We start from the raw sequence: 24,733 nt of genomic DNA, 5'->3' as shown, positions 1-24,733 counted from the left end.
AAGTTATGAGTTATAAGTGGTTTAGATGTTTTTGTACATCCTGCGTACCAACTTTTAGCTCATAACTTTTAACTCTTAACTACAAAAGCATGGCTGATAGCATTGTAGCTAAAAAAGCATTTCAGTTTGCGATTCGGATTACAAAGCTGTACATGTACCTAAAAGATCAGAAGCAAGAATTTATACTTGCTAAGCAACTGGTTAGAAGCGGAACATCTATAGGAGCGAATGCAGAAGAAGCTGTTGCCGCGCAGTCTAAACCGGATTTTATACACAAGCTGCATATCGCTTTAAAAGAAGCGCGAGAAACAAGCTAATGGCTACAATTACTCCATGCAGTTGAATTATTAGAAACCGCAGCCTTCGAAAGTATACACAAGGATTGCGTAGAGTTGCAGAAGATGCTAAGTAGTATCATTCTTACATCTAAAAAGAACAACTCTTAACTCATAACTTTTAACTCTTAACTATACTAAAGTGCAATACGACGTAGTAGTTATCGGTTCTGGCCCTGGCGGGTATGTGGCGGCAATCCGTTGCGCCCAGGTTGGCCTGAAAACCGCGATCATAGAAAAGTATAATGTACTGGGCGGCACCTGCCTGAACGTAGGATGTATTCCGTCTAAAGCCCTGCTCGACTCATCAGAGCATTACCACAACGCGGCGCACGCTTTCTCGGAGCACGGCATTGAACTGGAGAACCTGAAGGTAAACCTGACGCAGATGATCAAGCGCAAGGGCGAGGTAGTAAAGTCTAACAACGACGGCATTACCTACCTGATGAAGAAGAACAAGATCGACACATACTTCGGCCTTGGCTCTTTCGTGAACAAAAACACGATTAAGATTACCGACGCAGAAGGCAAGGAGCAACAGATCGAAACGAAGAAAACGATTATCGCGACCGGTTCTAAGCCAACCACCCTTCCGTTCCTTCCTCTTGACAAGAAGCGCATCATCACTTCTACAGAGGCTTTGTCGTTGACTGAAATTCCGAAAAACATGATTATCATCGGTGGTGGGGTAATCGGTTTGGAGTTAGGCTCAGTATATGCTCGTTTGGGTGCTAAAGTGCAGGTGATTGAGTACATGGATTCTATTATTCCGACCATGGACCGGGCGCTAGGCAAAGAGCTGATGCGCATCCTGAAAAAAACGCTGAAGTTTGAGTTCTTCATGAGCCACAAAGTAACCGGCGCCACCAACGAGGGCGAGGTAGTGAAAGTGACTGCTGAGAACCCGAAAGGCGAAACGGTAACATTTGAAGGCGATTACGTGCTGGTATCTGTTGGCCGCAAACCATATACTGAAGGCCTTGGTCTGGAGAACGCTGGTGTGCAACTGGGTGAGCGCGGTATGATTGCCGTAAACGACCACCTAGAAACAAACGTGCCGGGCATCTTCGCGATTGGCGACGTGGTGCGTGGCGCGATGCTGGCACACAAAGCCGAAGAAGAGGGTGTTTTGGTTGCAGAGCATATCGTGGGGCAAAAGCCACATATTAATTATAACCTGATCCCGGGTGTAGTTTATACCTGGCCGGAAGTGGCAGGTGTTGGTTTTACCGAGGAGCAGTTGAAGGAGCAGGGTCGCGCCTACAAGTCCGGTTCGTTCCCATTCAAGGCGTCGGGTCGTGCCAAGGCATCCGGTGACACCGACGGTTTCGTGAAAGTGCTGGCAGATAAGGAAACAGACGAGATCCTAGGTGTGCACATGATCGGCCCACGCATCGCTGACCTGATTGCTGAGGCTGTAACAGCTATGGAGTTCCGTGCATCGGCTGAAGATGTGGCCCGCATGAGCCATGCGCACCCAACCTATGCCGAAGCCATGAAAGAAGCTTGCTTAGCCGCCACAGAAAACCGCGCTTTGCATATCTAAGCCGTTTCATACATTAATTTATACCTGGCAGCGCCACCTCGAAAGGGTGGCGCTGTTTGTTTTCTCAGTGGATATCTAGGCCTGGATCATGCGTGCTGAATTGAGAAAACTATCAGTAAAATTCAGCTAGTTCAAAAAGTATAATAATATTTATAGAGCTATATATGCAACTATTCTAAATCATTTTCATCTCTTGTGCAGATAAAAATTAAGCCTATTTACTGCAGATGCTATGAAAAAGATTGTAATTCTATTAGTGTATACTTTAACCCTAAATTTAGCTTTAGGGCAAAGTATGGTGCTTCCTCCCAAGTCACGTGCGCCTTTAGAGGCTATAGAAGCTATTAAGAACAACAAGCTGATAGGCTCGGATTCGACATTCCGATTGCTTTCTGAATGGAAGCAATACCAAGAGATACCGCAGGTAGATCAAGAGTATCTGTATTTCTATAATGATTCTGTATTTGGGCAGGTGCCTGTGAGGATATTTATACCTAAGGGCTACTCCAACTCTAAAAAAAGCCCATTACTCTTGCTGCTTCACGGTGCTGTAGGGCGTAGTTCTTTTACGGCTGCGCTAAAGCCTGACTCAAGTACATCAGAAGAGGATATTTTCTTCCAATACTTTACAAAGCAAGACTTTATTGTAGTGAGGCCCTACGCCGATCGATCCAAGCAATTTGACTGGGTTAGGAATGGGTTCAAACCAAGCCAAAACCTTACCTATAATACGCTTGCAAGTATAGTGGAGGAGTTAAAATTGGTGTTAAATATTGATGACTCTAAAATTTATGGCTTGGGTCATTCTGATGGATCCGATGGATGTGTTGGCCTTCTGTTATATAAACCAACACTGTTTGCCGGTTTTATAGCTTACAACTCCATGATTTTTAACATACATGCAAATAACTTCTATTTGAGAAACACTGCTAATAGGCCGCTATACATAGTGCACTCTGATAAAGATGTAATTAGGCCTGTAGAGCAGGCAAGGCTAATTGTAACTCTTCTAGATAGTATAAAAAGCCCTGTGCTCTACAAAGAATATCATGGTTATGAGCATTATGATGAGCACTTGTTAAAAGATTTGCCGTTAGCGACTAAATTTTTGAAAGGTATAAGTCGTAACCCCTTTGCTAAGCAAGTTTATTGGGAGACTAATAATATACATAATAAGCAGTGCGACTGGCTTAAAATCAATGAGTTTAATGCAGCGCAAGAGGCAAGCTTATGGCATAAAGGTCTGAACACCATCAGCTATAACAAAATAGATAAGGTTTTTGTAGATGAGCCGTATTATGGTACTATTGATAAAAGTGCAGCTGTGACAGGATTCTACCAGAACAATACTTTTTACATTAATACATCTCGTGTTAAAGAACTGGAGGTATTAATAAGTAATGTGATGGTAAATCTTGAAGAACCTGTTAAAATCATTTTAAATGGTGAAGTAGCTTATCATGACAGGGTAAGTATAAACAAATCATTTCTGCTTAATAATTTTTTGAAAAATTTTGACAGGCAAGCACTTTGGGTCAACTCAATTAAGCTAAAGTTGTAGCAGCCTCTGAGCTGCACAGGATAAATTTATGCTTATACTTATTATCTAATCACTTACATTAATTTATACCTGGCAGCGCCACCCCAAAAGGGTGGCGCTGTTTGTTTATCAAGACTTTTTAGAGGGAAGCCAAATTATTTTTTGCTAAACGCTTGCGAATCAGAAAACCTCCTTTACATTTGTAGTGTACTAGTAATCTAATACACTAAGCCGATAAAACTATGATTAAACTTTCACACATTAATTTCAGGTACAAAAAGAAGCGGCAGCTCTTCGAGAACCTGAACCTAAACCTGCAGCCTGGCTTTATCTATGGTTTGCTGGGCAAGAACGGCGCTGGTAAATCGTCGTTGCTGAAGCTGATTTCTGGTTTGCTGTACCCGGATAGCGGGCAGTGCACCGTGTTTGGCCACCATGCCGCTGCGCGCAAGCCCGCCATGCTGCAGGATATCTACATGATTCCGGAGGAATTTGAGCTGCCGCCGGTTAGCCTGGCCACTTTCGTGAAGATCAATTCGGTTTTCTATACCAGGTTCAGCCAAAACCAACTGGAAGCATATCTGGCAGAGTTTGAGCTGTCAGACGATGCAAAGCTTTCCACGCTATCTTATGGCCAGAAGAAGAAGTTTCTTATTGCTTTTGGCCTGGCCACCAACGCCCGCGTGCTCATACTTGATGAGCCAACCAACGGCCTCGATATTCCTTCCAAAAGCCAGTTCCGCAAGATTATGGCAGCCTCTCTGGACGAGGAAAAGATCATCATCATCTCTACCCACCAGGTGCGCGACCTGGAAAACCTGATCGATAACATTGTGGTGCTGGAGCAAGGCAACATCATCTTTAACCACAGCATTGCCCATATTTCTGAGCGACTGGCTTTTGAGTATAACCTGGCAGGCGTGCCGGATCAGGAGATTTTATACACAGAGGAGTTGCAGGGCCGCAAAGCGGGCATCGTGAAGAACATAGCAGGTGTGGATAGCCGCGTGGATATGGAGCTGCTGTTTAACGGCATCGTGAAAAATGCGCCTGCCATTAACGAGGCCTTCGCCAACCTGAAGTATGAATACTAAACCTGACACTGCAAGTATAAACCAGCTTGCCACCGGCAGGATGCTCCGAAGTCTGCGGACCCTGTTAACGGCGCTAATTGCCGCCGTGTGTGCCGTGCTGCTTACCACCAAACAGGTGAACTATACTTACCCCGTGGAGGCACTCCTGAAAAGTATAATTAAAGATAATTCTATCGTTGACGACCATTTGTACAAAATAAAACTATGACTACTGAATTCGACCTGACACGGCTGGGCCATTTTATAAAGCGGCAGCTATACATGAACCTTAATTCGCTATGGATTAGCATCGTAGCAGTAACAGGATTTTTGTTGGCTGCATCTGTGTTGTTACCTTACTTCAAAGGTGCCAGCAGCGTTCCTATACTCGTTAACTTGTTTGGGATCGTTTTTTTTGTTTGTGGATTTATACTTTCGAGCAAAGTATACACTGAGATGCAATCACCCCAAAAGAGCTATATGTTTCTCACACTTCCGGTATCCACAGTTGAAAAACTTATAGGAGCCTGGTTAATCTCATCACCAATATATGTTGTAGCAATAGGGATTTGTTTTTCGATTCTCATGGCTATTAGCGCGCTTATAATCGGGGAACCTGTTTTTTCTTTTTTCCAATCGAAATATTTGTTCCTGAATATCAGAGATATAAGCGCTTATATGGTGTTACAGACTATCTTTTTGTTAGGAGCCTGTACATTCAAGGGGAATAACTTCATGAAAACCCTACTGGCAGCTTTTATACTCTTTACAGTATTAGGGATGTATACAGGCGGGGTAGGGTATCTTCTTTTCGGCGAAAGCAGGCATTTTGGCCCTGATAATACCTCTGTTGAATTTAGAGACTCCATGAGATTCCTTTTCAAGGAAGTTATCCCATTCCTGTTCTGGTTTGTGCTGCCGCTGTACCTGCTGGTGGTATCGTATTTTAAATTGAAAGAAAGGCAAGTGTAAGATGGAATTTAAAGACAATCAAGCCATATACCTACAAATCGCCAACCGCTTCTTCGAGAACATCCTGAAGAGAGAATGGCTAAGCGGCGACAAAATACCTTCCATCCGCGATATGGCCGTGGAGTTTGAGGTAAACCCCAATACCACCATGCGCACGTTCAACTACCTGCAGGACAAAGGCATTATCTACAACAAGCGCGGCATTGGCTACTTTTTGGCCGATGATGGCCTCGAAAAAACCATCGCCCTGAAAAAAGAGCAGTTTGTGGAGGAGGAGCTTCCGGTGTTTTTAAGAACCATGAAACTGCTGGGGCTGTCGCTGGAGGACTTGAAAGCGTATGCTGCCAAGTATGAGGGTCCAAGTATAAATTAACTGATCTCACCATTTTAAAGCGCATTTACATGAAACTAAGTAATAAACTTCTGCTGGGCCTGTTCATCGTGATACTGCTGGGAGCCACAGCGGTAATGGGGACCGCCAAATATTATGGTTTGGATGCCTCTGTAAGCACAGAACCACTACACAAAGCACCGGCGCCACCCGCCCCTCCGGCAGCCGAATAAAGCTAAATGCCTTTGTGCCAGTTGCTTTTTTGAGGCGAAAGGTGCAAAGGCATTCTTTTTTTCTGAGGCTCAGGCAACCTTGCCCATACTTGCTGCATCTTTTAAGCAAACGCCTCCGGCAACCTATAACCTTAACACATACAACTATGCTGAAAAAAGTACAGGTACTACTCGTAATGCTCATGCTGCCCCTAATGGCCTGGGCCCAGACACGCGTAAAAGCTTCTGATATTATAGAAAAGATAAACCGAGGCGAGGCTGTGTCTTACAAAAATGCCGTTATCGACGGCGACCTTGATATGACCACGCTCAAGAACATGGAGCGTAAAAACAGCGGCAACATCGGCTCGAATGAGTATGTAAGCACAGTAACGACCCCACTTACTTTTGTGAACTGCACCTTTAAAGGCGATGTGCTGGCCTATGTTAGCAAAGAAGTGAAAGGCGGCCTTTTCAGCAGCAGCAACGAAGTATACAATACCAATTTTGAGAAAGACGTAGTTTTCGAGAACTGTAACTTTGAGAAGAAGTCTGCCTTTAAGTATAGCGAGTTCGATGGCAAAGCCAATTTCATGAGCAGCCGTTTTGCGGAGGAGGCACTGTTTAAGTATGCCGAGTTCGACAAGGGCCCTAACTTCAGCAACGTACGTTTTGATAGAGATGCTAACTTTAAGTATGTTGAGTTTCCGGAGCGCGTAAGTTTTGCAGGCGCTAATTTCAGGGGAGAGGCCAACTTTAAGTATGCTGAGTTCAACGGAGGCGTGAATTTCGAGAAAGCGTTGTTTAACGGCATTGCCAACTTTAAATATGCTGAGGCCGAAAGATCCTTCAACATTAAGGGCGCAAACTTTAAAGGCAGCGATGACTTTAAGTATACCAAATTTAACAACGAGCACGTAACGTTGGCTACCCTGCAGCGCATGGCGCAATAAAAAATGTAACATACATCTTTCTGGCCGCGCTACTTTCTAAAAAGTAGCGCGGCCTTTTTTTATGATGACTGCAATAACAGCATCACCTTTCCCAAACCCTCCGCAGCAGTATACTCAGGCACCGGCGGCAGCGCCAGCCAAGCTGCCCGCACCTGGTTCAGCAGTTCCAGGTTTATACGTAGGCCATACTTTATACTTGCCACAGCCACAGCAATGGCTGTTTTAAGATGATTGGCCTTAACACGTAACGTATGCAGGGAATAGCGACCGGGGTGCAGGTGCACGTGCCGGTTGGCATGCACACCCCAGCGCATAGCCCACACCGATTTATCCGAAAGCGTGTAGGTGCGGTAGCCATTGGGCGCAAGGTGCTCCCGGAAAGCCTCTGGCTGCAGTAAATCCCGCTCCTGCAAGTATAAAATCACTTCTTCCGAGAGCTGCTGTGCCGTGAGCGGCCCAATATACAGATCCAATTGCGAACCTCCGATAGTGCGCAGGGCTTTCTGCAGCTGCACTTCCGGCAGGTCTATACTTTCCTGCACAAAGCCCAGAATGTAGCCTAAATGGTGCTTTAGTGGGTGGAACAGGATGGGCTCGGGTAATGGCGGCGGCATACATGTATGGTACGTTTTCCGACGGCGCGGGATTTCCGCATCCGTTGCACTTTAAGGTTACTGCTGCGCATCTTAAATAAATCCGGATTTACAGGCAACCTACCCAATATCACTCGCATCTATATTTATACCAAGCGGCCACTGCGGCATTAGCTAACTTTATACTTGCCATAACCGCCGGCTCACTAAAATGGAGCTGCAGTTAAGCCCAGTTAGTAGATACAGATGCATGATAAGTCGATATAAAATCGTTGTAAGTATAAAGCAACTGTTAATTTTTATAACTTAAAGTACCTTGCATAACAGACTACCGTATTAGATAAGAGGTCTATTAATCAAATCTTTAGCCTATGATACAGCTTCAGGATATACACAAGTACTATGCCGTGGGGCAAAACAAGCTGCATGTGCTTAAAGGTATTAACATGCATGTGCGGGAGGGGGAGTTTGTATCGATTATGGGCTCATCCGGCTCTGGCAAGTCTACGCTGCTCAACATTCTGGGCATCCTGGATGATTACGACCAGGGCAGTTATACGTTGGCAGGCACATCCATCAAAAACCTGAGTGCGGCAAAGGCTGCCTATTACCGCAACCGCTTCTTAGGCTTTGTGTTCCAAAGCTTCAACCTGCTGTCCTTTAAAAACGCCATGGAAAATGTGGCGCTGCCGCTGTACTACCAGAAAGTGGGCCGCCGTGAACGCAATAAACTGGCGCTGCAATATCTCGAAATGGTGGGCCTAAAAGAGTGGGCCGAGCACTCGCCCAACGAGATGTCGGGTGGGCAGCGGCAGCGTGTAGCCATAGCCCGGGCGCTTATCTCGCAACCCAAACTCATACTTGCCGATGAGCCAACCGGCGCCCTCGATACCCAGACATCCTACGAGGTAATGGACATCTTTAAGGAGGTAAACGGCAAAGGCATGACTGTAGTGATCGTGACGCACGAGAACGACATAGCCGCCCAGACCCACCGCATCATCCGGTTAAAAGACGGCCTGATTGTGAACGATAATCATGGCTTGCACGAAGCTGCCGAGGCGGCGGCTGTAGGCGTGGCACAGCGGTAAAGTTCTTCTCCGGGTCAGCAATCAATAATTATCAACCAGCAATAAAAATGTTCGACTTAGATAAATGGCAGGAAATACTGGGTACGATGCGCAAGAACAAGCTGCGCACCTTCCTGACGGCCTTCGGTGTGTTTTGGGGCATCTTTATGCTGGTGTTGCTGCTGGGCGCGGGCAAAGGGATGGAGAACGGGGTGATAAACCGCTTCGGAGACGGTGCCAAGAACAGCATTTTTGTGTGGAGCGGGAAAACAGCTGTGGCGCATAAAGGAATGAAGCCCGGCCGTGAAATAAAGTTTACGAACCAGGATCTGAGCGCTATTGAACGGGAGCTGTCACAGCTGAACATGATGGCACCCCGCAACCGCGTGTGGGGAGAGTATACCATCAACTACAAAAAGCAAAACGGCTCATACCAAGTGTTTGGCGCTGCCCCAGACTTTATGGAGATGAACGGCGAGCGCGCTTTCAGGGGCCGCATACTGAACGAGTTAGATGAGCGCGAAAAACGCAAAGTGATCGTACTGGGCGATCAGGTGGCGCAGGTGCTGTTTGGGGAGCAAAACCCAATCGGGGAGTATGTGAATATTCGGGGCATCCATTTTAAAGTAGTGGGCACTTTTAAAGTGCGTGGCAACAACAGCGGCCGCCGCGAGGAGCGCGCTTACATTCCGTTTTCGACACTGCAGAGCGCATTTAACCAGCCAAACCAGGTGCAGCTGATGCTGCTTACCGCTGCAGATGGTGTGCCGGCTAAAGAAATGGAAGATAAGCTGCGCGCGCTGCTGGCCCAGCGGCATAGGTTTTCGGAAACAGATGACATGGCGATTGGCGTGGAAAACACCGAAGCAGAATACTTAAAAGTTCAGGGCCTGTTTAATGGCATCCGGATTTTTGTTTGGATTGTGGGCATCGGCACCCTGATAGCAGGCATTGTGGGGGTGAGCAATATCATGCTCATCATTGTAAAAGAGCGCACCCGCGAAATTGGTGTCCGCAAAGCCTTAGGGGCAACTCCGTTCTCTATCGTAAGCCTGATTTTGCAGGAGTCGGTGGTGATAACGGCTTTTTCCGGATATATGGGGTTGCTGTTCGGTACGGGACTGCTGGCGCTGGTGGAGCACCTGCTTTCCGGTGCAGATTTGCCATTTTTTGCTAACCCGGAAGTAGATCTGGGTGTGGCGCTGTCGGCAACGGTGGTGCTTGTGCTGTCAGGGGCTATTGCTGGTTTAATGCCAGCCCTCAAAGCCGCAAACATTAAACCCATTGAGGCGCTTCGGGCAGATTAAATGGCGAGTGAGTGAATTTTGAATGAGTTAATATTGGATGGTTGAAAAGTATGAGTTTTCTGATTCAGGCAGAAATGCTTTTTATGCTTGCCAGCCTGTAGCTGCTAATAATTTAAGTTTCAACTCATTCATTCGCTCTTTCACTCAATCAAAATTCTAAAGTATAAAAGCATGATCGACATAGATAAATGGACGGAGATCTATAACACGGTAAAGAAGCATAAGCTCCGCACGGCGCTTACGGCCTTTGGCGTGTTTTGGGGCATCTTTATGCTGGTGGTGCTGCTGGGCGCGGGCAAAGGGTTGGAAAACGGCATCACAAGTGAATTTAACATCGCCAAGAATGCGGTTTTTATCTGGACCCAACGAACCAGCGTGCCCTACATGGGGCTGAAGGCCGGCCGAACCATACAAATGACCAACGACGACGTAGCCGCCATAAAAGCCAAGATTCCGGAGGTAGGCGTGATAGCACCCAGCAACCAGCTGCGGGGCGACTTTACTGTGAACTACAAAAATAAAAGCTCAGCCTTTACCGTAAATGGCGAAACGCCCGGAGTACTGTTCGTTAAGCCTCTAATTGTTAAAACCGGGCGCTTTGTAAACGGTATCGACATGCAGGAAAAACGCAAGGTGGCCGTAGTGGGGCCGCGTGTGCTGGAGGTGCTTTTCCCGAACGAGAAAAATCCGTTGGGCAAGTATATCAGCATTAAAGGGAGCTATTTTCAGGTGGTGGGCACTTTTGAGCCGGTGGGCAAAGGCGAGGACGTGGTAGAAGACGCTAAGGTGATTTATATTCCGCACACGGCCCTGCAGCAGACCTTTAACCAGGTAAATGAGGTAGGTTTTTTAGCCATGGTGCCGAAGCCGGGCGTTCCTGCCGCTGTGATAGAAGAGAAGGTTAAAACCCTGCTGATGCAGCGCCACCAGGTAGCCCCCTCCGACCTGAAGGCTTTCGGTTCGGCCAACGTGGAGAAGGAGTTTCAGGATGTGCAGGGGCTGTTTGCCGGTATTGCCGGCTTTAGCTGGCTGGTAAGTATAGGCACCATCATCGCGGGTATCATCGGGGTGGGTAATATCATGCTGATAGTGGTGAAAGAGCGGACAAAGGAGATCGGCATCCGCAAAGCCCTCGGTGCCACACCGCTATCTATTGTCAGCCTTATTATTCAGGAGTCTATCATGATAACGGGGCTGGCGGGCTATGTGGGGCTGCTGGGCGGTACAGGAATTATCGCCCTGATAGAGTACCTGATGCGCAAGTTTGACGTGCAGGCGGGCTTTTTCGGTGTGCCCGAGGTTAACCCCGGCATAGCCATTACAGCCACCGTGCTGCTGGTGGTAACGGGTGCGCTGGCCGGCCTTATACCTGCCACAAAAGCAGCCGCAGTAAATCCTGTGGTGGCGCTAAAAGACGAGTAAACAAAGTATAAACAGACGCTAAAATAATGTTAACTATGAAAAAGGTTCTGCTAGGTTTATTTATTCTGGTATTTCTGGGCCTGTCGGGCTGGTTGGGCTACTACTTCTACAACAAAGCCAACACTGATCCTATTGTATACAAAACAGAAGCTCCCTTCGAGACAGAGATCGTGAAGAAAACCGTGGCGACAGGCTCTATTGTACCGCGCAAGGAGGTGCAGGTCAAATCGCAGGTATCCGGTATTGTGGAGGAGCTGTACGTGGAGACGGGTGAGGTAGTGAAGCAGGGGCAGCTACTGGCCAAAATACGCATTGTGCCGAACATGGTAAACGTAAACAACGCCGAAACCCAGCTGCAAACTGCCAAACTGAACTTTGAGGAAGCTAAGCGTGAGCTGGCGCGCTATGAGCAGTTGTATGCCGAGAAAGTAATTCCGGAGCAGGAGTTCCGCAAGTATAAAGCCGACTACAGCCTGAAGCGGGAGGCGCTATCTGCCGCTGAGAGCAACCTGCAGCTGGTACGCGAAGGCTCATCTCGCAAGCGCGGCCAATCCTCCAACCTGGTTTACTCTACCATAGAAGGCATGCTGCTAGATGTGCCGGTGAAGGTAGGCACCTCCATTATAGAGCGCAACAACTTTAACGAGGGCACCACCATTGCCTCTGTGGCCGATATGCGCAGCCTTATTTTTGAGGGCAAGATTGATGAGTCGGAGGTAGGCAAGCTGAGAGAGAACATGGACCTGCTGCTAACCATCGGGGCGATTGAGGGCCGTGTGTTCGATGCCAAGCTTGAGTACATCGCTCCCAAAGGCGTGGATGAGGAAGGCTCTATAAAGTTTCCGATTCGGGCCAAAGTACTGCTCGATGAGAAAGACTTTATACGTGCCGGCTACAGCGCCAACGCTGATATTGTGCTGGACAAACGCGATAGAACTCTGGCTATAAAAGAAAGCATGCTCAAGTTTGAGGAAGAGCAACCGTATGTGGAGGTGGAGACAGCGCCGCAGCGTTTCGAGAAGCGAATGATTAAAACCGGACTGTCGGACGGCATCAACATAGAGGTGCTATCCGGGCTTCAGAAAAAAGACAAAGTAAAAGTGCCTGATGCCAGCGTCGCTCAGATTTAAAGTATAAACGTGTTTGTTTAAGGTGAGAAAGCGGGTAATATGCCCGCTTTCTCTGTTTCTGGGCGGAGTGCCTACCGTGCAAATATGGCCGTTAGAGGAGTGCTTTGGATAGCTTACGGAAAAGTGACCGGCTAACTTAACAACTGGTGTATGGCTCAGTAAAATAAGTATATGTAAGTTTTACTTATTAAGTACTTTATTATGGAAAAGAGAATTCTAGACTACCGTAAGTTGTTTGTTGTATGCCTGATCATGCTAAGCGGACTGGGTGTGGCCTGCGACGACGACGATGATGACGTTGACCTTACAGATGACATAGAGTTTAATGACATAGCGCTACTCGGAACCAATGAGCGGCCAGTTATTGCAACCTCCGGGGCAGGTGAGATGGATGTCGTTTTTAATGAGCTGAGCAATACCCTAGACTATACCATTACCTGGCAGCTAGGGGATTCAGACGCTGCTACCACTGCCATGCACTTTCACGGGCCTGCAGACCCGGAGTCCAGTGCTCCTCCTATAATTGATATTGAAGAAGGATTTAACCAAGGCTCCAGCGGCACAATATCCGGCTCCACCCGGCCCCTAACCCAGGATGAGGAAGATGATCTGAAGGCAGGCCTATGGTACGTGAACATCCACAGCTCGACATACCCAAGCGGTGAGCTGCGTGGCAACCTGATACAGTAACTTTGGTCAGTTAATTAAAAATCCAGTTGAGCAGGAGGTGAGAGGGGAGGTAAACACCAATTGGGAAGAAAAGCATAACAGCCCCAAAGTATAAGTGGGCTGGTATAGTATGCTGTGCCCTGTTGCCGGGGCCGAAAACCCAATTGATGTTCTCCTGCGGGTCAGTGAGAAAATATGTGAGCGGCAGTACAACCCAGGCCAAAGCCGTTTGCCAGTAAATAGCCTCCGGCTGATAGCCCCACACGGATAGCAGCCAAAGTATGAGCACCGGCAGCGCCACATGAAACAGCGACAGCCCCCGCAGAAAAAGGCTTTTCTGCTTATCAAACATATAAGCACTTAGCCCTAGCAGCTGCCGCCCGGTAACGATTCTCCAGAAATAGTCTACGTTCCATGCTATCTCCAGTGCAAGCACGCCCACAGCCATCATGCTTAGCAGGAGCTTTGAGCCCGTCCATAGTACTACGCCTACCGCAAAAAGCGCAATATCCGAGAACCACAGAAAGTTGCCTGGGCCATAGTTCCGCCAGTATACAGGTAGCAGCAAGAGTACAAAAGCGGTATAGGCCAGCTGCAGCCAGAGCGGGATTATAGTCAGGTCTGTATCCATACTTTGTGGGGCAGGTACAGTGTATATACTGCCATCAGAAGTATAAAGTATAGGCGCTCTATCAGTCGCGGTAAATTTTTACCTTTGCGCTGATTATACTTTCAGCATACCATGGCACAGCATTACAACACGCCTTCGGCAATACAGATTGTTGATTTTAACATTTTTTACGCTAAAGCTTTTTACGACCTCAACCACGAGTGGATCTCAAAATATTTTGTGATGGAAGAGGCTGACACCAAATCGCTGAGCGACCCGCAGAGCTATATCATTAATAAGGGCGGGCATATCCTGATTGCGCTATTCAACGGGGAGCCTGTAGGTACCTGCGCCCTTATAAACGATGGCGACGGTGTGCTGGAACTGGCTAAAATGGCTGTGGCTCCTAAAATGCAAGGCATGAAAATAGGCAAGATGCTTGGAGAGGCTGCCATAGACAGGGCGCGTCGCGCAGGTGCCAGCAAAGTATACCTGGTATCGAACCGCCGCTTGCAAACGGCTTTAAACCTGTATGAACGCCTCGGTTTTGTGGAAGTGCCTATGCCGCCCAGCATCTATGAGCGCGCCAATATTAAAATGGAGCTGGAGCTAACGCCAGAAGTGTAGCTACAACCCTTCTGGCGCAAGTGTCTGCTTGTGCCTTGCAACCGGAGCTAAACTATACTTCTGTAGCTCTGGCTGATTAAAAATCCTCCTCGTCGCCGCCGTTTTGCTCGCGCTGCTCATTGCGGCGGTTGCGTCTGTCGTTGTCGTCGCTGTTAAGGCGATAAGTGAAGCCCAGGTATATAATGCGGCTCTGTCGGCGGTTCTCGATCTCGGACCTGAACTCAGGGCCATAGCTCAGAAAGTTAAACTGCCGGGTGTTAAACAAATCCGAGATGCGCAGAGAAATTGTGCCGTTCTTCTTCAGCACGTCTTTTTTCATGCCTAAGTCTGCGCTGAACATCTGCTCCATGCGGCCTTGTATATCGGCGCGCGGAGCACGGTAAAATGCAGACAGCTGTATGTCCAGATCCTTCCACACCGTCATGTTAGAGTTGAGTTTGGAGTTCCAGCTAAACTGCGCGTTGCTGAGCTCGGTGTCGCCTTGGGTGGTGTTTAATTCTGTTCTGAATCCGGACCAACTGGCATTTAGCTTCCACCAATCCGTAACCGGGTAATTCGCGCCAAACTCAAAGCCATACGACCTGTTATCTGATAGGTTTATAAAAGTGGTTTCGGTGCCCGGCTCTCCGGTCTCATCCACAAGAAGTGTGGAGGTTGTTCTAAAGCGCTCGATCTCATCGGTAGTGTGGCGGAAGAACATCGTGGCGTTAAAAGATGCCTGCCCCCAATAACGCAGATACCCCAGCTCCAGCGAATTTACGAATTCCGGGTTCAGGTTTGGGTTGCCATAGTATAAGTTATACCTGTCGGAGCGGTCAATAAAAGGATTCAGGTAGCGGCTGCGGGGTCTGTTAATGCGGCGGCTGTAGCTGAACTGCATCTTATTATCCTCATCAAAATCGTTGGTGATAAACAAGGTAGGAAACAGGCTGAAGTAGTCGTTGTTGTACACCTCATTGGAGGTGCGCTGATCTGATTTGGTGAATGTCTGCTCGGCCCGCACACCAATCTGGTAAGTTATACTTTTATACTTATTGCTGAAGTTGGTGTACACCGAATATACCTGCTCATCATATACAAAGTGGTTACTTTGGTTTAAGTCAAACTCCGGCTCGCCGGTTATACTGTTCAAATTAAAAAAGCGGGAGTCTTCATCCAGCCGCTCAAAAGAAGTTCTGAAACCGGCCTCCAGGCGGCTGTTTTCTGATAGAGGGTGCACGTAATCGGCCTTGGTCACAAATTCGTAATTCTGATCGTCTACTAGTGTCTCCTGTACCTCTGCCTCAGTGTCGGCACCAACTATGCTCTCCTCAAAAATGCTCCGCTCATCATCCACATTAGCATTGTAAATCACGTCAGCGGTAAGCTCCTGCCCTTTGCGGTCAAAAGTCTGGCGGTAACCAAGTGTTACGTCAAAGGCTTTCTCGTCCTCCACCTCGTTGGTGTTGCGGTTGCGGATGCTTTGCAGCAGGCGGTTCTCATCCAAAAAGCGGTAACGTATATCGTTATTGCTTTCATCTTGCCCAAAACGGTACAAAGCCGAGGCTGAGAGCGTGTGCTTAGGCGTGAGGTAATAATCAGCGCCAAGGCGGAAGTTGTGGGACAGGTCAGTGCTGTTGCGCTCACCCGCCTGCAGGCGGTAGCTGGTGCTGTCTATCTGGCCGGCATCGTTCAGGTAAAAGTTAGTGGTATTGTTCCGCTGAGTGCCGGGCCGCGTGCGCTGCCTGAAATCATAGCCACCGTTTAACGACCACTTATCATAGCGGTAGTTCAGGTTCAGGGAGCTATTGTAGTTATCATAAGTACCTGCTGTAACAGAGGCAGAGCCGTTTAAGCCCGGTTTTTTCTCCTTTTTAAGCACCAGATTGATAATGCCTGACGTACCCTCCGGGTTATACTTGGAAGAAGGGTTAGTGATCAGCTCAATGCTTTCGATCATGTTGGCAGGTATCTGGTCCATAGTCAGCTCCGACAGCGCCGACCGCTTGCCGTTTATAAGTATGGTAACATTGGAGCTGCCGCGCATACTTACGTTGCCGTCTATGTCCACATCCACAGAGGGCAGGTTCTGCATCACCTCGGCCACAGAACCGCTCTGTGCAGCCAGATCCTGACTGACGTTTACTACTTTCTTGTCCAACTCATACGCTACAATCTGCCGCTGCGCCACTACTTCTACCTCGCTAAGTTGAGTAGAGGAAGCACTTAGAATTATATTGCCCAATGCTGCCTCCGGCTTGCTGGCGGTAATGCTGATACCGGATATGAACTTGGTTGGATAGCCTACCATAGAAGCTCGCAGCATGTACCGGCCTGCAGGTATACGCTCCAGTATAAAAACACCTTCCATATCTGTTGTGGCGCCAGTTACTAAACTGGAGTCGGGGGCGGAGAGGAGTACTACATTGGCAAAACCTATGGGCTTGCTGGTGCCAGCCTCCAGCAAGGTGCCGCTTACTTTTCCGTTGGTATTGCTAGCGGAGTCCTGTGCCAAAACAGCAAGCGGTGCAAGTAAAAACAGGAGGTATTGCAGAAGTGTAAAATAAGTTTTCATCATAGTTCAATAAGAATGTACGCCCTCAAAGGCGCTTGCAAAATATTAGGAGCAGATTACGGGGCTATAGGTGAAGCAGCCTGTGTATAGTGCGACAATCAAGAAGGGTGAAGGTTTAAAACCCGCGCGTTATTTTTGCGAAAATCTCTAGTTTGTCGCTAAGGCATTACTGCTGACGAGTATAGCTCGGAAGGGCAAACAAAAAGCGCCAGCATGTGCCGGCGCTCCGTTATAATATAGTTGCTGTAATTTATACTTACTGGCTTGCCAGCGTTTTGCTCAGAAAATCCCAGGCTACCACGCCGGTAGCCACCGAGATATTGAGCGAGTGCTTGGTGCCAAACTGCGGTATCTCCAGCACAAAATCAGAATGGTTAATGACCTCCTGCTCCACGCCAAAAACCTCGTTGCCTAGCACCAGCGCATACTTCTGGCCTGCCTCCGGCTGAAATTGATCAAGCTTTATACTATTCTCAGCCTGCTCCACCGAGCCGATTTTATATCCTTGGGCTTTCAGGTCCTGCACCAGCGCCAGGGTATCCGGCACATGCTCCCACTCCACAGACTCGGTAGCGCCCAGCGCAGTTTTCTCTATGTCGCGGTGTGGTGGCTTGCCTGTAATGCCGCATAGGTATACTTTTTCGGCCATAAAAGCGTCGGCAGTCCGGAAAACAGAGCCCACATTGTTCAGGCTCCGCACATTGTCGAGCACCAAGACTAACGGTATTTTTTTCTTATTTTTGAATTCTTCAACCGATTCACGGTTGAGGTCATCCATCGAGAGTTTTCGCATTGTTTAGATATTAGACGCCAGACATTAGACTTTGTGTTTCCAGCGTTCCTGCAAAGGTCAGGCTGTTTTAGGCAAAAGTCAAACTGATTGTTGATTGTTAAATGGTTGGATGGTTAAATTGTTGGAGGAATTGGAGGAAGTATAAATAGGGTACAAAGTATAAATGTACTGCTGTTTCGGATTTCCGTGTCCGAAACCAACTCGCTCTTTCGGATTTGCAATCCGAAAGTATAGTATCCGCGGATTTGTAATCCGCAATAGCAAAAGCTATAGCTACTGGCAAGCAGGCGGAATGCAAATCCGCAGACAACAAAGTTCCGGATTGCAAATCCGGAAGAGCATAAGGCCGAAAGAGCCGATAAATTATAAGATCCCTCCCGGGAGGGGCAGGGGTGGGTAGAAGTTCATTCCCAAGCATCAGTTACAAGTATAAATCGCGGTGCACCAGCATCCGGCAAAGTATAGAACAGTATGAAAGGAGAAGGCAAAAGCACAGTAACCCCGCTGATGAAGCAATACAACGCTATCAAGGCAAAGCATCCGGGGGCGCTGCTGCTGTTTAGGGTAGGGGATTTTTACGAGACCTTTGGCGAGGATGCCGTCAAGGCCAGTAAGATACTGGATATTGTGCTGACTAAGCGCGGTGCAGGCTCATCCTCGGAAACGGCACTGGCCGGCTTTCCGCATCACTCTTTAGATACCTACCTGCCCAAACTGGTGCGTGCCGGTGAGCGCGTAGCCATCTGCGACCAGCTTGAAGACCCGAAAACGGTAAAGGGCATCGTGAAGCGAGGCGTAACCGAGCTCGTAACGCCCGGCGTGTCGTTTAACGACCAGGTGCTGGAGCGCCGCAGCAATAATTACCTGGCCGCCGTGCACTTTGGTAAAACCGAAACAGGCGTGTCTTTTCTAGATGTTTCCACGGGTGAGTTTATTACAGCGCAGGGCGATAAAAACTACATCGGGAAGCTGCTGCAAAGCCTGGCACCTGCCGAAGTACTTTTCTGCAAACGCGAAAAAGAAACCTTTACCGAGCGCTATGGACCCGATTTCCGGTACTACGCTCTGGAGGAGTGGGTGTTTAAGTATGATTACGCCTATGAATCGCTGACAAGGCAGTTCGGAACGGCCTCGCTCAAAGGTTTTGGTATAGAAGGCATGAGCGAAGCCATTATTTCGGCGGGCACCATCCTGCACTACCTCTCCGAAACGCAGCACAACGAGATCATCCATATTGCCACCATCTCCCGCCTGGAAGAAGATAAATATGTATGGCTCGACCGCTTTACCGTGCGCAACCTCGAGCTGGTGTATCCGCAGCATCCGGAAGGCGTTCCGCTGATCAACGTGCTCGACCAAACCGTGACGCCCATGGGGGCACGCCTGCTTAAAAAATGGGTAGTGCTGCCGCTGAAGGAAGTTACCCAGATTCGCCGCCGCTTGGATACTGTAGAGGCCCTGACACAGCACCGCGAGCTGCTGGATGAGTTGGTACAGCACCTGAAGCAGATCAGCGACCTAGAGCGCCTGATTTCAAAAGTGGCCGTGCGCCGCGTAAACCCGCGTGAGCTGGTGCAACTGGCTAAAGCGCTGGAAGCTATACTTCCGATCAAAAAACTACTTGCTGCCAGCAATATCCCTGCCTTGGTAAAACTGGCCGATCAGCTGGCCCCCTGCGATGGCTTGCGCGAGGAAATCCGCAATGTGCTGAAGCCGGAGCCGCCCATGCTTACCAACCAGGGCAACATGATCAACGAGGGCGTGAACGAGGAGCTAGATGAACTGCGTGCCATTGCTTTTTCGGGGAAAGATTACCTGGCGCAGCTGCAGCAGCGCGAGATCAAGAACACAGGCATCAGTTCGCTTAAAATCGCCTATAACAAAGTTTTTGGTTACTACCTGGAGGTGACGCATGCGCACAAAGACAAAGTGCCTGCCTCCTGGATACGCAAGCAAACCCTGGTTAACGCTGAGCGCTATATCACCGAAGAGCTAAAGACCTACGAGGAGAAAATCCTGAATGCCGAGGAGCGCATTTATACCATTGAGTTTAGTCTGTTTAATGAGCTGGTACTTTATGCCATGGATTATGTGGCGCAGGTGCAGCAAAACGCCAAAGTTATCGGTGTGATTGATTGCCTGAGCGCTTTTGCCGGCATTGCCCTGAGCAGCAACTACGTCAAGCCCGAGGTCAACGACAGCCACATCCTCCATATTAAAAAAGGTCGCCATCCGGTTATTGAGAAACAGCTGCCGCTTGGCGAAACTTACGTGCCAAACGATATTTTCCTGGATAACGAGGAGCAGCAGGTGATCATTATTACAGGCCCTAACATGGCTGGTAAAAGCGCTCTGCTACGTCAGACGGCCCTAATGGTATTGATGGCCCAGATCGGCTCCTTTGTGCCGGCAGAGGCCGCGCAAATCGGCATCATAGATAAAATATTTACCCGCGTGGGCGCTTCGGATAACTTGTCGAAAGGCGAGTCTACGTTTATGGTGGAGATGACTGAAACGGCAAGTATACTCAACAACCTCTCGGACCGCAGCCTGGTGCTAATGGATGAGATTGGCCGCGGCACCAGCACGTATGATGGCATTTCCATTGCCTGGGCCATTGTGGAGCACCTGCACAACCACCCGAAGTTTAAAGCCAAAACCCTTTTCGCGACGCACTACCACGAGCTGAACCAACTGGCTGAGGAACTGCCGCGCGTGAAAAACTATAACGTGTCGGTGCGCGAGGCAGGAGGCAAAATTCTGTTTATGCGCAAACTGGTGCCGGGCGGCAGCGAGCACAGCTTTGGTATACATGTGGCACAGATGGCCGGTATGCCCAACAATGTGGTGCTGCGCGCCGATGAGATCATGCACCACCTGGAGAAGGAGAAAGTGTCGGAGCAGGCCCCGCAGCAGAAAATGAAGGCGGTGCCGAAGAGTAACTACCAGCTAAGCATGTTTGAGCTGCACGACCCGCAATTGGAGCGCGTGAAGGAGCTAATGGAGCAGCTTGATATAAACACCATAACGCCCGTAGAGGCCCTGCTAAAACTGAATGAGTTAAAACTGCTGCTTCAGGATAAAGAAAAGGCTGGCATGCGCTAAAAAAGCCTGGAGCAAATTTTTCTGCCGGTGCGGCTATACGTTGAAGTATAACTGCACCGGCTTTTTTGTGTTTCTGATCCCGGCAAGCTGGTGCTTAAAGTATAAATTTGCTTGTTTTCCGGCTCAAGAAGTATAAATTTACATTCAGATGAAGGTGCAGCGGCAGGCAGCACAAATTCTTGTTAAAAAAGTTTGAAAAATTTTCTCCCTGATAATCAGTAAGAAGAGCACTTGGATGCAATTTTTTTTAGAGAGGGACTTGACATCTCAGAATTTGTCTATATCTTTGCATCACTAAATCACTACGGAGGTTTAGCGAAATAAAAAAACAAAAGCGGGAGTAGCTCAGTTGGTAGAGCGCGACCTTGCCAAGGTCGAGGCCGCGGGTTCGAATCCCGTCTCCCGCTCGCTTAAAAGAAGACAAGAGACGTTGTGATAAGCAACGTCTTTGTTTTTTAAAGTCACCTCTTCAGGATCAGCCTGAAGATTGCCGGGATGGTGGAACTGGTAGACACGCAAGACTTAAAATCTTGTGAGCGCAAGCTCGTGCGGGTTCGATTCCCGCTCCTGGTACGATGAAAAGCCCTGTAAACCAAAAGGTTACAGGGCTTTTTTGCTGACGCAAGGTTTTTGCGTCAGTGACTCAAATCACCTCCTTTTGCAATCTGCACCGCTTTTTTTATACTTCCAAAAAGCCTCTACGGGGCCTTTAGATCCACTTTTTTCAGAATGAGAGCGGGGTAGGTATTCCCGCTCCAGTTTCAAGAGTAAAATACTTGTCTACATACCAATGTTTAGTGGAGGAAGCAGATAAAGTACTAACAATATTTTGCTATCTGTATATAACTTTATACTTTCAAGGGAAATTGTTAAAACATCTTTAGTTATTGAATCTGTACAATCAAAACTAGATGATGTTTTAGAGACATTAGGGACCTTAAAAATATAAGATCATTCAACATTGATGGAAAGCGAGTATTTAGACAAACTTAGAGAAATGGCTTTCTTCTTAAGGATAGTACCCAAGGCTAGGCAAGATCATGCTGTAGCAGTTGATGTACTTATTAAGATGTTAAGTAGTTTACAAGAATCATACGCAAGATATGCAGAGGTGATTTTTCGACATGACTTTACATCCCAAACTAAAGAAGTGAAGAAAATGGAAAATGACCAATTCCCTCTGCTTATAGTTGATCTCAAATATGAGAGTTTTGGTGCTGCTCTTGCTCCCGACTATATAACCGCAAGTAAGTATGATGTACTGATGAGAGGTGAGGGCTTGAGTTGGAAGAAGGAAACCTTTCAAAATTTTAAAGAAGATGTACTGTATTCAGATTTAGCATCTACTACAAGTCGAAATCGAATCAAATCTAAATTTACAGAAGACGAAAGAAGAGCAATATACAGCCCTATATTCCGAAGCATACATAGCTCGCCGAATTATAGTGTAATCGTCAAGCCAAGTAGTAATGGAATTGAACATCTATTAAGAGATCTTCCTGTAACTATAATATCAGAAATAACACCATCTAGGGAGAAGGTTAAATCAGAGGAGCCTAAGACAAAATTCATGAGAGCCTATTTTGAGGTTGATGAATCTTCTGACCAAATCTTCAGTAAGAAGAGCATTCGTAAAGTTATTGCATTTACAAATGTGCCTATGGATGAACTTCCTTATTTCCCAGAACGAATTTCCTTGCCTGGGGAGATGACAATTATCCTTAATGAAAAAATTGAGGTAACGGTACAGGTAGATGAGGAGGGTTTACAATTCATATATGAGCCTCTTGAAATTGCTGTGTGGGGAGAAACACGAGAAGATGCTGAAGAAGCATTCAACTTTACTTTCATTAGCTTATATGAGTCTTATGCATTAGAGGAAGATGTAAATCTAACTGAGGGTGCAAAGCAATTAAAAGACATGCTTATGTCATTAGTCCACCGAGTTGAGGAAGGAGGGACAAGGTGAAAATTAGAAGTGCTTCCGATATTGAAAAGGTATTAGAGAAAAAAGGGTTTGAGAGACAAAAGGCTAGAAAGCATCATAAACACTTTGTGCTTATGGTTGATGGGAAAAAGACTCGTGTCAATACATTCCTTAGCCACGACGGGCGCGACTATGGTAAGAGCTTAATGTCGAGCATAAAGAAGCAGCTGTGCTTCGATGATCCTGATAAAATGGAGAAATATTTCGATTGTACATTTAGTGAGGTTTCATACATTGAGATGTTATCGAGTAATGGCAAGCTTTGATAAGCAAAGCTATGGTTAGAATAAGCCTGCGTCAGTATCTGCGTCACTATATCTTGCGTCAGTTTTCGAGTCAGTAGCTGGTAAAATCTATCTGTATTCAAATTAAACAAACATAAAATAAATCCTGTAAAGGGCCTTTTAAGGTTTAAGACCTTCGGGCAATCGCGTTCGATTCCCGCTCCTGGTACTAATTAAAACAGCTAAAGGGCTGTAAGTTATTAACTTACAGCCCTTTAGCTGTCTATTATCTCTTGTGTTTATTATCTCTTGGTAAGTATAACTACACACTTATCGAGCTTATCTTAAATCAGAATTTACCTCGCCAAATCCTTTGCTCTGTTAGCGTCTATTGCTAAAAGTATAAACAGCAGGATTGTGAAAGACCACAGTGAGGAGCCGCCGTAGCTGAAGAATGGCAGAGGAATACCTACCACCGGCGCCAGACCAATGGTCATCCCGACGTTCACTAAGAAATGGAAGAATATGATAGAGGCTACGCAATAGCCATAGGTTCGGGCAAAGACGGACTTTTGCCGCTCGGCAATGCCTACAATCCGGATCAGGAGCAGCAGGAATATTCCTATAAGAACGGTGCTGCCCACCCAACCATGTTCCTCTCCGATAGTGCAGAAGATAAAGTCTGTACTTTGCTCCGGCACAAAGTCGAACTTCGTTTGAGTGCCCTCCAAAAAGCCTTTGCCCCAGAAGCCGCCAGACCCAATCGCGATCTTAGACTGCGTAACATTCCAGCCATAGCCCAACGGGTCTGCCTCCGGGTTGATAAGCGCCTTAATACGGTTCTGCTGGTGCGGCTGCAGTACATCATTCACAAAAAAATCTACGCTGAAGATCATGCCGACCACCACTATCCAAAGCCCAATCATAACCTTAAAGCGCCGTAGCAGGCGATAATCCATCCAGGTGGCCAGCGCCATCAGAATAGTAACGGCAGCAATAAGGTAGAGCTTTGGCACCAGCAGCGTAAGTATAAAAATGGCCGCTGCAGACCCGCCAATAATAAGTATAAGTGGCGACATGCCTTCGCGGAAATAAGCAAGTATAAAAGCAGCAAACACCAAGGCAGAGCCTGTCTCGTTTTGCAGCACAATAATAATCGGTGGCACGAAGGTGATGGCGGCCAATATCATCTGGTCTTTAAAATTCTGCTGCCGCAGGTTTACACTTCCCAGAAACCTGGAGGCCGCCAGCGCAGTAGCAAATTTTGCCAGTTCGGCTGGCTGTAGGCGTATACCGCCACCCAAATCCAGCCACGAGCGCGAGCCAGCAATGGGTTTTGCTACTACCAGCGTGACCAGCAGCAACAGGATAATAAAACCATATATGGGATAGGCCAAATGTTCATACACCTTATGGTCTACTACAAGCAGCACGATGATCAACAGAAAAGAAGCCCCAATCCAGGCTAGCTGCTTGCCGGAGTTTATATCCATGCTGAAAATGTTGATCACATTGTCAGGGCTATAAACGGCGGCGTAGATATTCATCCAACCTAAGGCAACCAGCAGGAAGTATAGCAACACGGTTACCCAATCTAGGTGCGGGGTGATAAAGCTAGAACTGCGGCGGCTGTGGGGTGTAGCGCTTGTCAACGATTGTCCGAGTACTTTCTCCATAACC

The 24,733-nt window shown here is 47.6% G+C and carries 22 protein-coding genes and 2 tRNA genes; 19 read left to right on the top strand and 5 right to left on the bottom strand.

Features of this window, described 5'->3' with window-relative positions:
• Positions 1 to 89 precede the first annotated feature (89 nt).
• The 9 genes from Q1B04_RS19985 to Q1B04_RS04650 all read left to right on the top strand — a co-directional run bounded on the left by Q1B04_RS19985 (position 90) and on the right by Q1B04_RS04650 (position 6,962).
• Complete coding sequence (locus Q1B04_RS19985) at positions 90 to 317, top strand: four helix bundle protein (RefSeq protein WP_366524616.1); 228 nt, start codon at positions 90 to 92, stop codon at positions 315 to 317.
• Positions 318 to 477: 160 nt separating this feature from the next.
• Entirely contained in the window at positions 478 to 1,881 is a 1,404-nt protein-coding gene (gene lpdA, locus Q1B04_RS04685; protein ID WP_299756157.1) for a dihydrolipoyl dehydrogenase, read from the top strand.
• A 232-nt stretch (positions 1,882 to 2,113) separates the two neighbouring features.
• The gene (locus Q1B04_RS04680) at positions 2,114 to 3,442 is read left to right on the top strand and encodes a hypothetical protein (protein WP_299756154.1); all 1,329 of its coding nucleotides are present in this window, start codon (positions 2,114 to 2,116) and stop codon (positions 3,440 to 3,442) included.
• Positions 3,443 to 3,663: 221 nt separating this feature from the next.
• Positions 3,664 to 4,515, top strand: coding sequence for an ABC transporter ATP-binding protein (locus Q1B04_RS04675; protein ID WP_299756152.1), 852 nt, complete (start codon positions 3,664 to 3,666; stop codon positions 4,513 to 4,515).
• On the top strand, positions 4,505 to 4,723 hold the full coding sequence (locus Q1B04_RS04670) for a hypothetical protein (RefSeq protein ID WP_299756150.1): 219 nt from the start codon (positions 4,505 to 4,507) through the stop codon (positions 4,721 to 4,723). The genes Q1B04_RS04675 and Q1B04_RS04670 overlap by 11 nt, the downstream gene beginning before the upstream one ends.
• Complete coding sequence (locus tag Q1B04_RS04665) at positions 4,720 to 5,466, top strand: hypothetical protein (protein WP_299756148.1); 747 nt, start codon at positions 4,720 to 4,722, stop codon at positions 5,464 to 5,466. The genes Q1B04_RS04670 and Q1B04_RS04665 overlap by 4 nt, the downstream gene beginning before the upstream one ends.
• Position 5,467: 1 nt before the next feature.
• Entirely contained in the window at positions 5,468 to 5,839 is a 372-nt protein-coding gene (locus Q1B04_RS04660) for a GntR family transcriptional regulator (protein ID WP_299756145.1), read from the top strand.
• A 29-nt stretch (positions 5,840 to 5,868) separates the two neighbouring features.
• On the top strand, positions 5,869 to 6,030 hold the full coding sequence (locus tag Q1B04_RS04655) for a hypothetical protein (RefSeq protein WP_299756142.1): 162 nt from the start codon (positions 5,869 to 5,871) through the stop codon (positions 6,028 to 6,030).
• Between the two features lie 146 nt (positions 6,031 to 6,176).
• Positions 6,177 to 6,962 carry a pentapeptide repeat-containing protein gene (locus tag Q1B04_RS04650; protein WP_299756140.1) on the top strand — a complete coding sequence of 262 codons (786 nt, stop codon included), beginning with the start codon at positions 6,177 to 6,179 and terminating at the stop codon, positions 6,960 to 6,962.
• Positions 6,963 to 7,021: 59 nt separating this feature from the next.
• Here Q1B04_RS04650 and Q1B04_RS04645 read toward each other — a convergent pair whose 3' ends face one another.
• Positions 7,022 to 7,576: a hypothetical protein gene (locus Q1B04_RS04645; protein ID WP_299756138.1), complete on the bottom strand. Its 555-nt coding sequence runs from the start codon at positions 7,574 to 7,576 to the stop codon at positions 7,022 to 7,024.
• A gap of 350 nt (positions 7,577 to 7,926) precedes the next feature.
• On the opposite strand from Q1B04_RS04645, the gene Q1B04_RS04640 reads away from it, so the two are divergent.
• From Q1B04_RS04640 to Q1B04_RS04620, 5 genes are all read left to right on the top strand, one after another.
• Positions 7,927 to 8,646, top strand: a complete 720-nt coding sequence (locus tag Q1B04_RS04640; protein WP_299756135.1) for an ABC transporter ATP-binding protein — start codon at positions 7,927 to 7,929, stop codon at positions 8,644 to 8,646.
• A gap of 47 nt (positions 8,647 to 8,693) precedes the next feature.
• The gene (locus Q1B04_RS04635; RefSeq protein WP_299756133.1) at positions 8,694 to 9,932 is read left to right on the top strand and encodes an ABC transporter permease; all 1,239 of its coding nucleotides are present in this window, start codon (positions 8,694 to 8,696) and stop codon (positions 9,930 to 9,932) included.
• Positions 9,933 to 10,103: 171 nt separating this feature from the next.
• Positions 10,104 to 11,354, top strand: a complete 1,251-nt coding sequence (locus Q1B04_RS04630) for an ABC transporter permease (protein WP_299756131.1) — start codon at positions 10,104 to 10,106, stop codon at positions 11,352 to 11,354.
• A gap of 35 nt (positions 11,355 to 11,389) precedes the next feature.
• Positions 11,390 to 12,484, top strand: a complete 1,095-nt coding sequence (locus tag Q1B04_RS04625) for an efflux RND transporter periplasmic adaptor subunit (RefSeq protein ID WP_299756129.1) — start codon at positions 11,390 to 11,392, stop codon at positions 12,482 to 12,484.
• A gap of 201 nt (positions 12,485 to 12,685) precedes the next feature.
• Positions 12,686 to 13,174 (top strand): CHRD domain-containing protein, encoded by a 489-nt coding sequence (locus Q1B04_RS04620; RefSeq protein WP_299756126.1) that lies wholly within the window; start codon positions 12,686 to 12,688, stop codon positions 13,172 to 13,174.
• Between the two features lie 10 nt (positions 13,175 to 13,184).
• On the opposite strand, the gene Q1B04_RS04615 is transcribed toward Q1B04_RS04620, so the two are convergent.
• A complete protein-coding gene (locus Q1B04_RS04615) occupies positions 13,185 to 13,784 on the bottom strand; it encodes a membrane-associated protein (RefSeq protein ID WP_299756123.1) in 600 nt (199 codons plus the stop codon).
• Between the two features lie 111 nt (positions 13,785 to 13,895).
• Here Q1B04_RS04615 and Q1B04_RS04610 point away from each other — a divergent pair, with 111 nt between their 5' ends.
• On the top strand, positions 13,896 to 14,390 hold the full coding sequence (locus Q1B04_RS04610) for a GNAT family N-acetyltransferase (RefSeq protein ID WP_299756121.1): 495 nt from the start codon (positions 13,896 to 13,898) through the stop codon (positions 14,388 to 14,390).
• Between the two features lie 76 nt (positions 14,391 to 14,466).
• On the opposite strand, the gene Q1B04_RS04605 is transcribed toward Q1B04_RS04610, so the two are convergent.
• Positions 14,467 to 16,947, bottom strand: a complete 2,481-nt coding sequence (locus tag Q1B04_RS04605; protein WP_299756118.1) for a TonB-dependent receptor — start codon at positions 16,945 to 16,947, stop codon at positions 14,467 to 14,469.
• Positions 16,948 to 17,200: 253 nt separating this feature from the next.
• Positions 17,201 to 17,737 carry an RNA methyltransferase gene (locus tag Q1B04_RS04600; protein WP_299756115.1) on the bottom strand — a complete coding sequence of 179 codons (537 nt, stop codon included), beginning with the start codon at positions 17,735 to 17,737 and terminating at the stop codon, positions 17,201 to 17,203.
• 471 nt (positions 17,738 to 18,208) lie between these two features.
• Here Q1B04_RS04600 and mutS point away from each other — a divergent pair, with 471 nt between their 5' ends.
• From mutS to Q1B04_RS04580, 4 genes are all read left to right on the top strand, one after another.
• Positions 18,209 to 20,842, top strand: a complete 2,634-nt coding sequence (gene mutS / locus Q1B04_RS04595; protein ID WP_299756113.1) for a DNA mismatch repair protein MutS — start codon at positions 18,209 to 18,211, stop codon at positions 20,840 to 20,842.
• Positions 20,843 to 21,176: 334 nt separating this feature from the next.
• Positions 21,177 to 21,249: transfer RNA gene (locus tag Q1B04_RS04590), tRNA-Gly, on the top strand.
• A gap of 82 nt (positions 21,250 to 21,331) precedes the next feature.
• A tRNA-Leu gene (locus Q1B04_RS04585) sits at positions 21,332 to 21,415 on the top strand.
• Positions 21,416 to 21,806: 391 nt separating this feature from the next.
• A complete protein-coding gene (locus Q1B04_RS04580; RefSeq protein WP_299756111.1) occupies positions 21,807 to 22,811 on the top strand; it encodes a hypothetical protein in 1,005 nt (334 codons plus the stop codon).
• 598 nt (positions 22,812 to 23,409) lie between these two features.
• Here Q1B04_RS04580 and rodA read toward each other — a convergent pair.
• On the bottom strand, positions 23,410 to 24,729 hold the full coding sequence (gene rodA / locus Q1B04_RS04575; protein WP_299756109.1) for a rod shape-determining protein RodA: 1,320 nt from the start codon (positions 24,727 to 24,729) through the stop codon (positions 23,410 to 23,412).
• Positions 24,730 to 24,733: the final 4 nt, after the last annotated feature.

It is taken from the genome of uncultured Pontibacter sp. (genome assembly GCF_947495565.1).
Taxonomy (GTDB): Bacteria; Bacteroidota; Bacteroidia; order Cytophagales; family Hymenobacteraceae; genus Pontibacter.
This window is presented reverse-complemented; position numbering and strand designations above follow the sequence as displayed.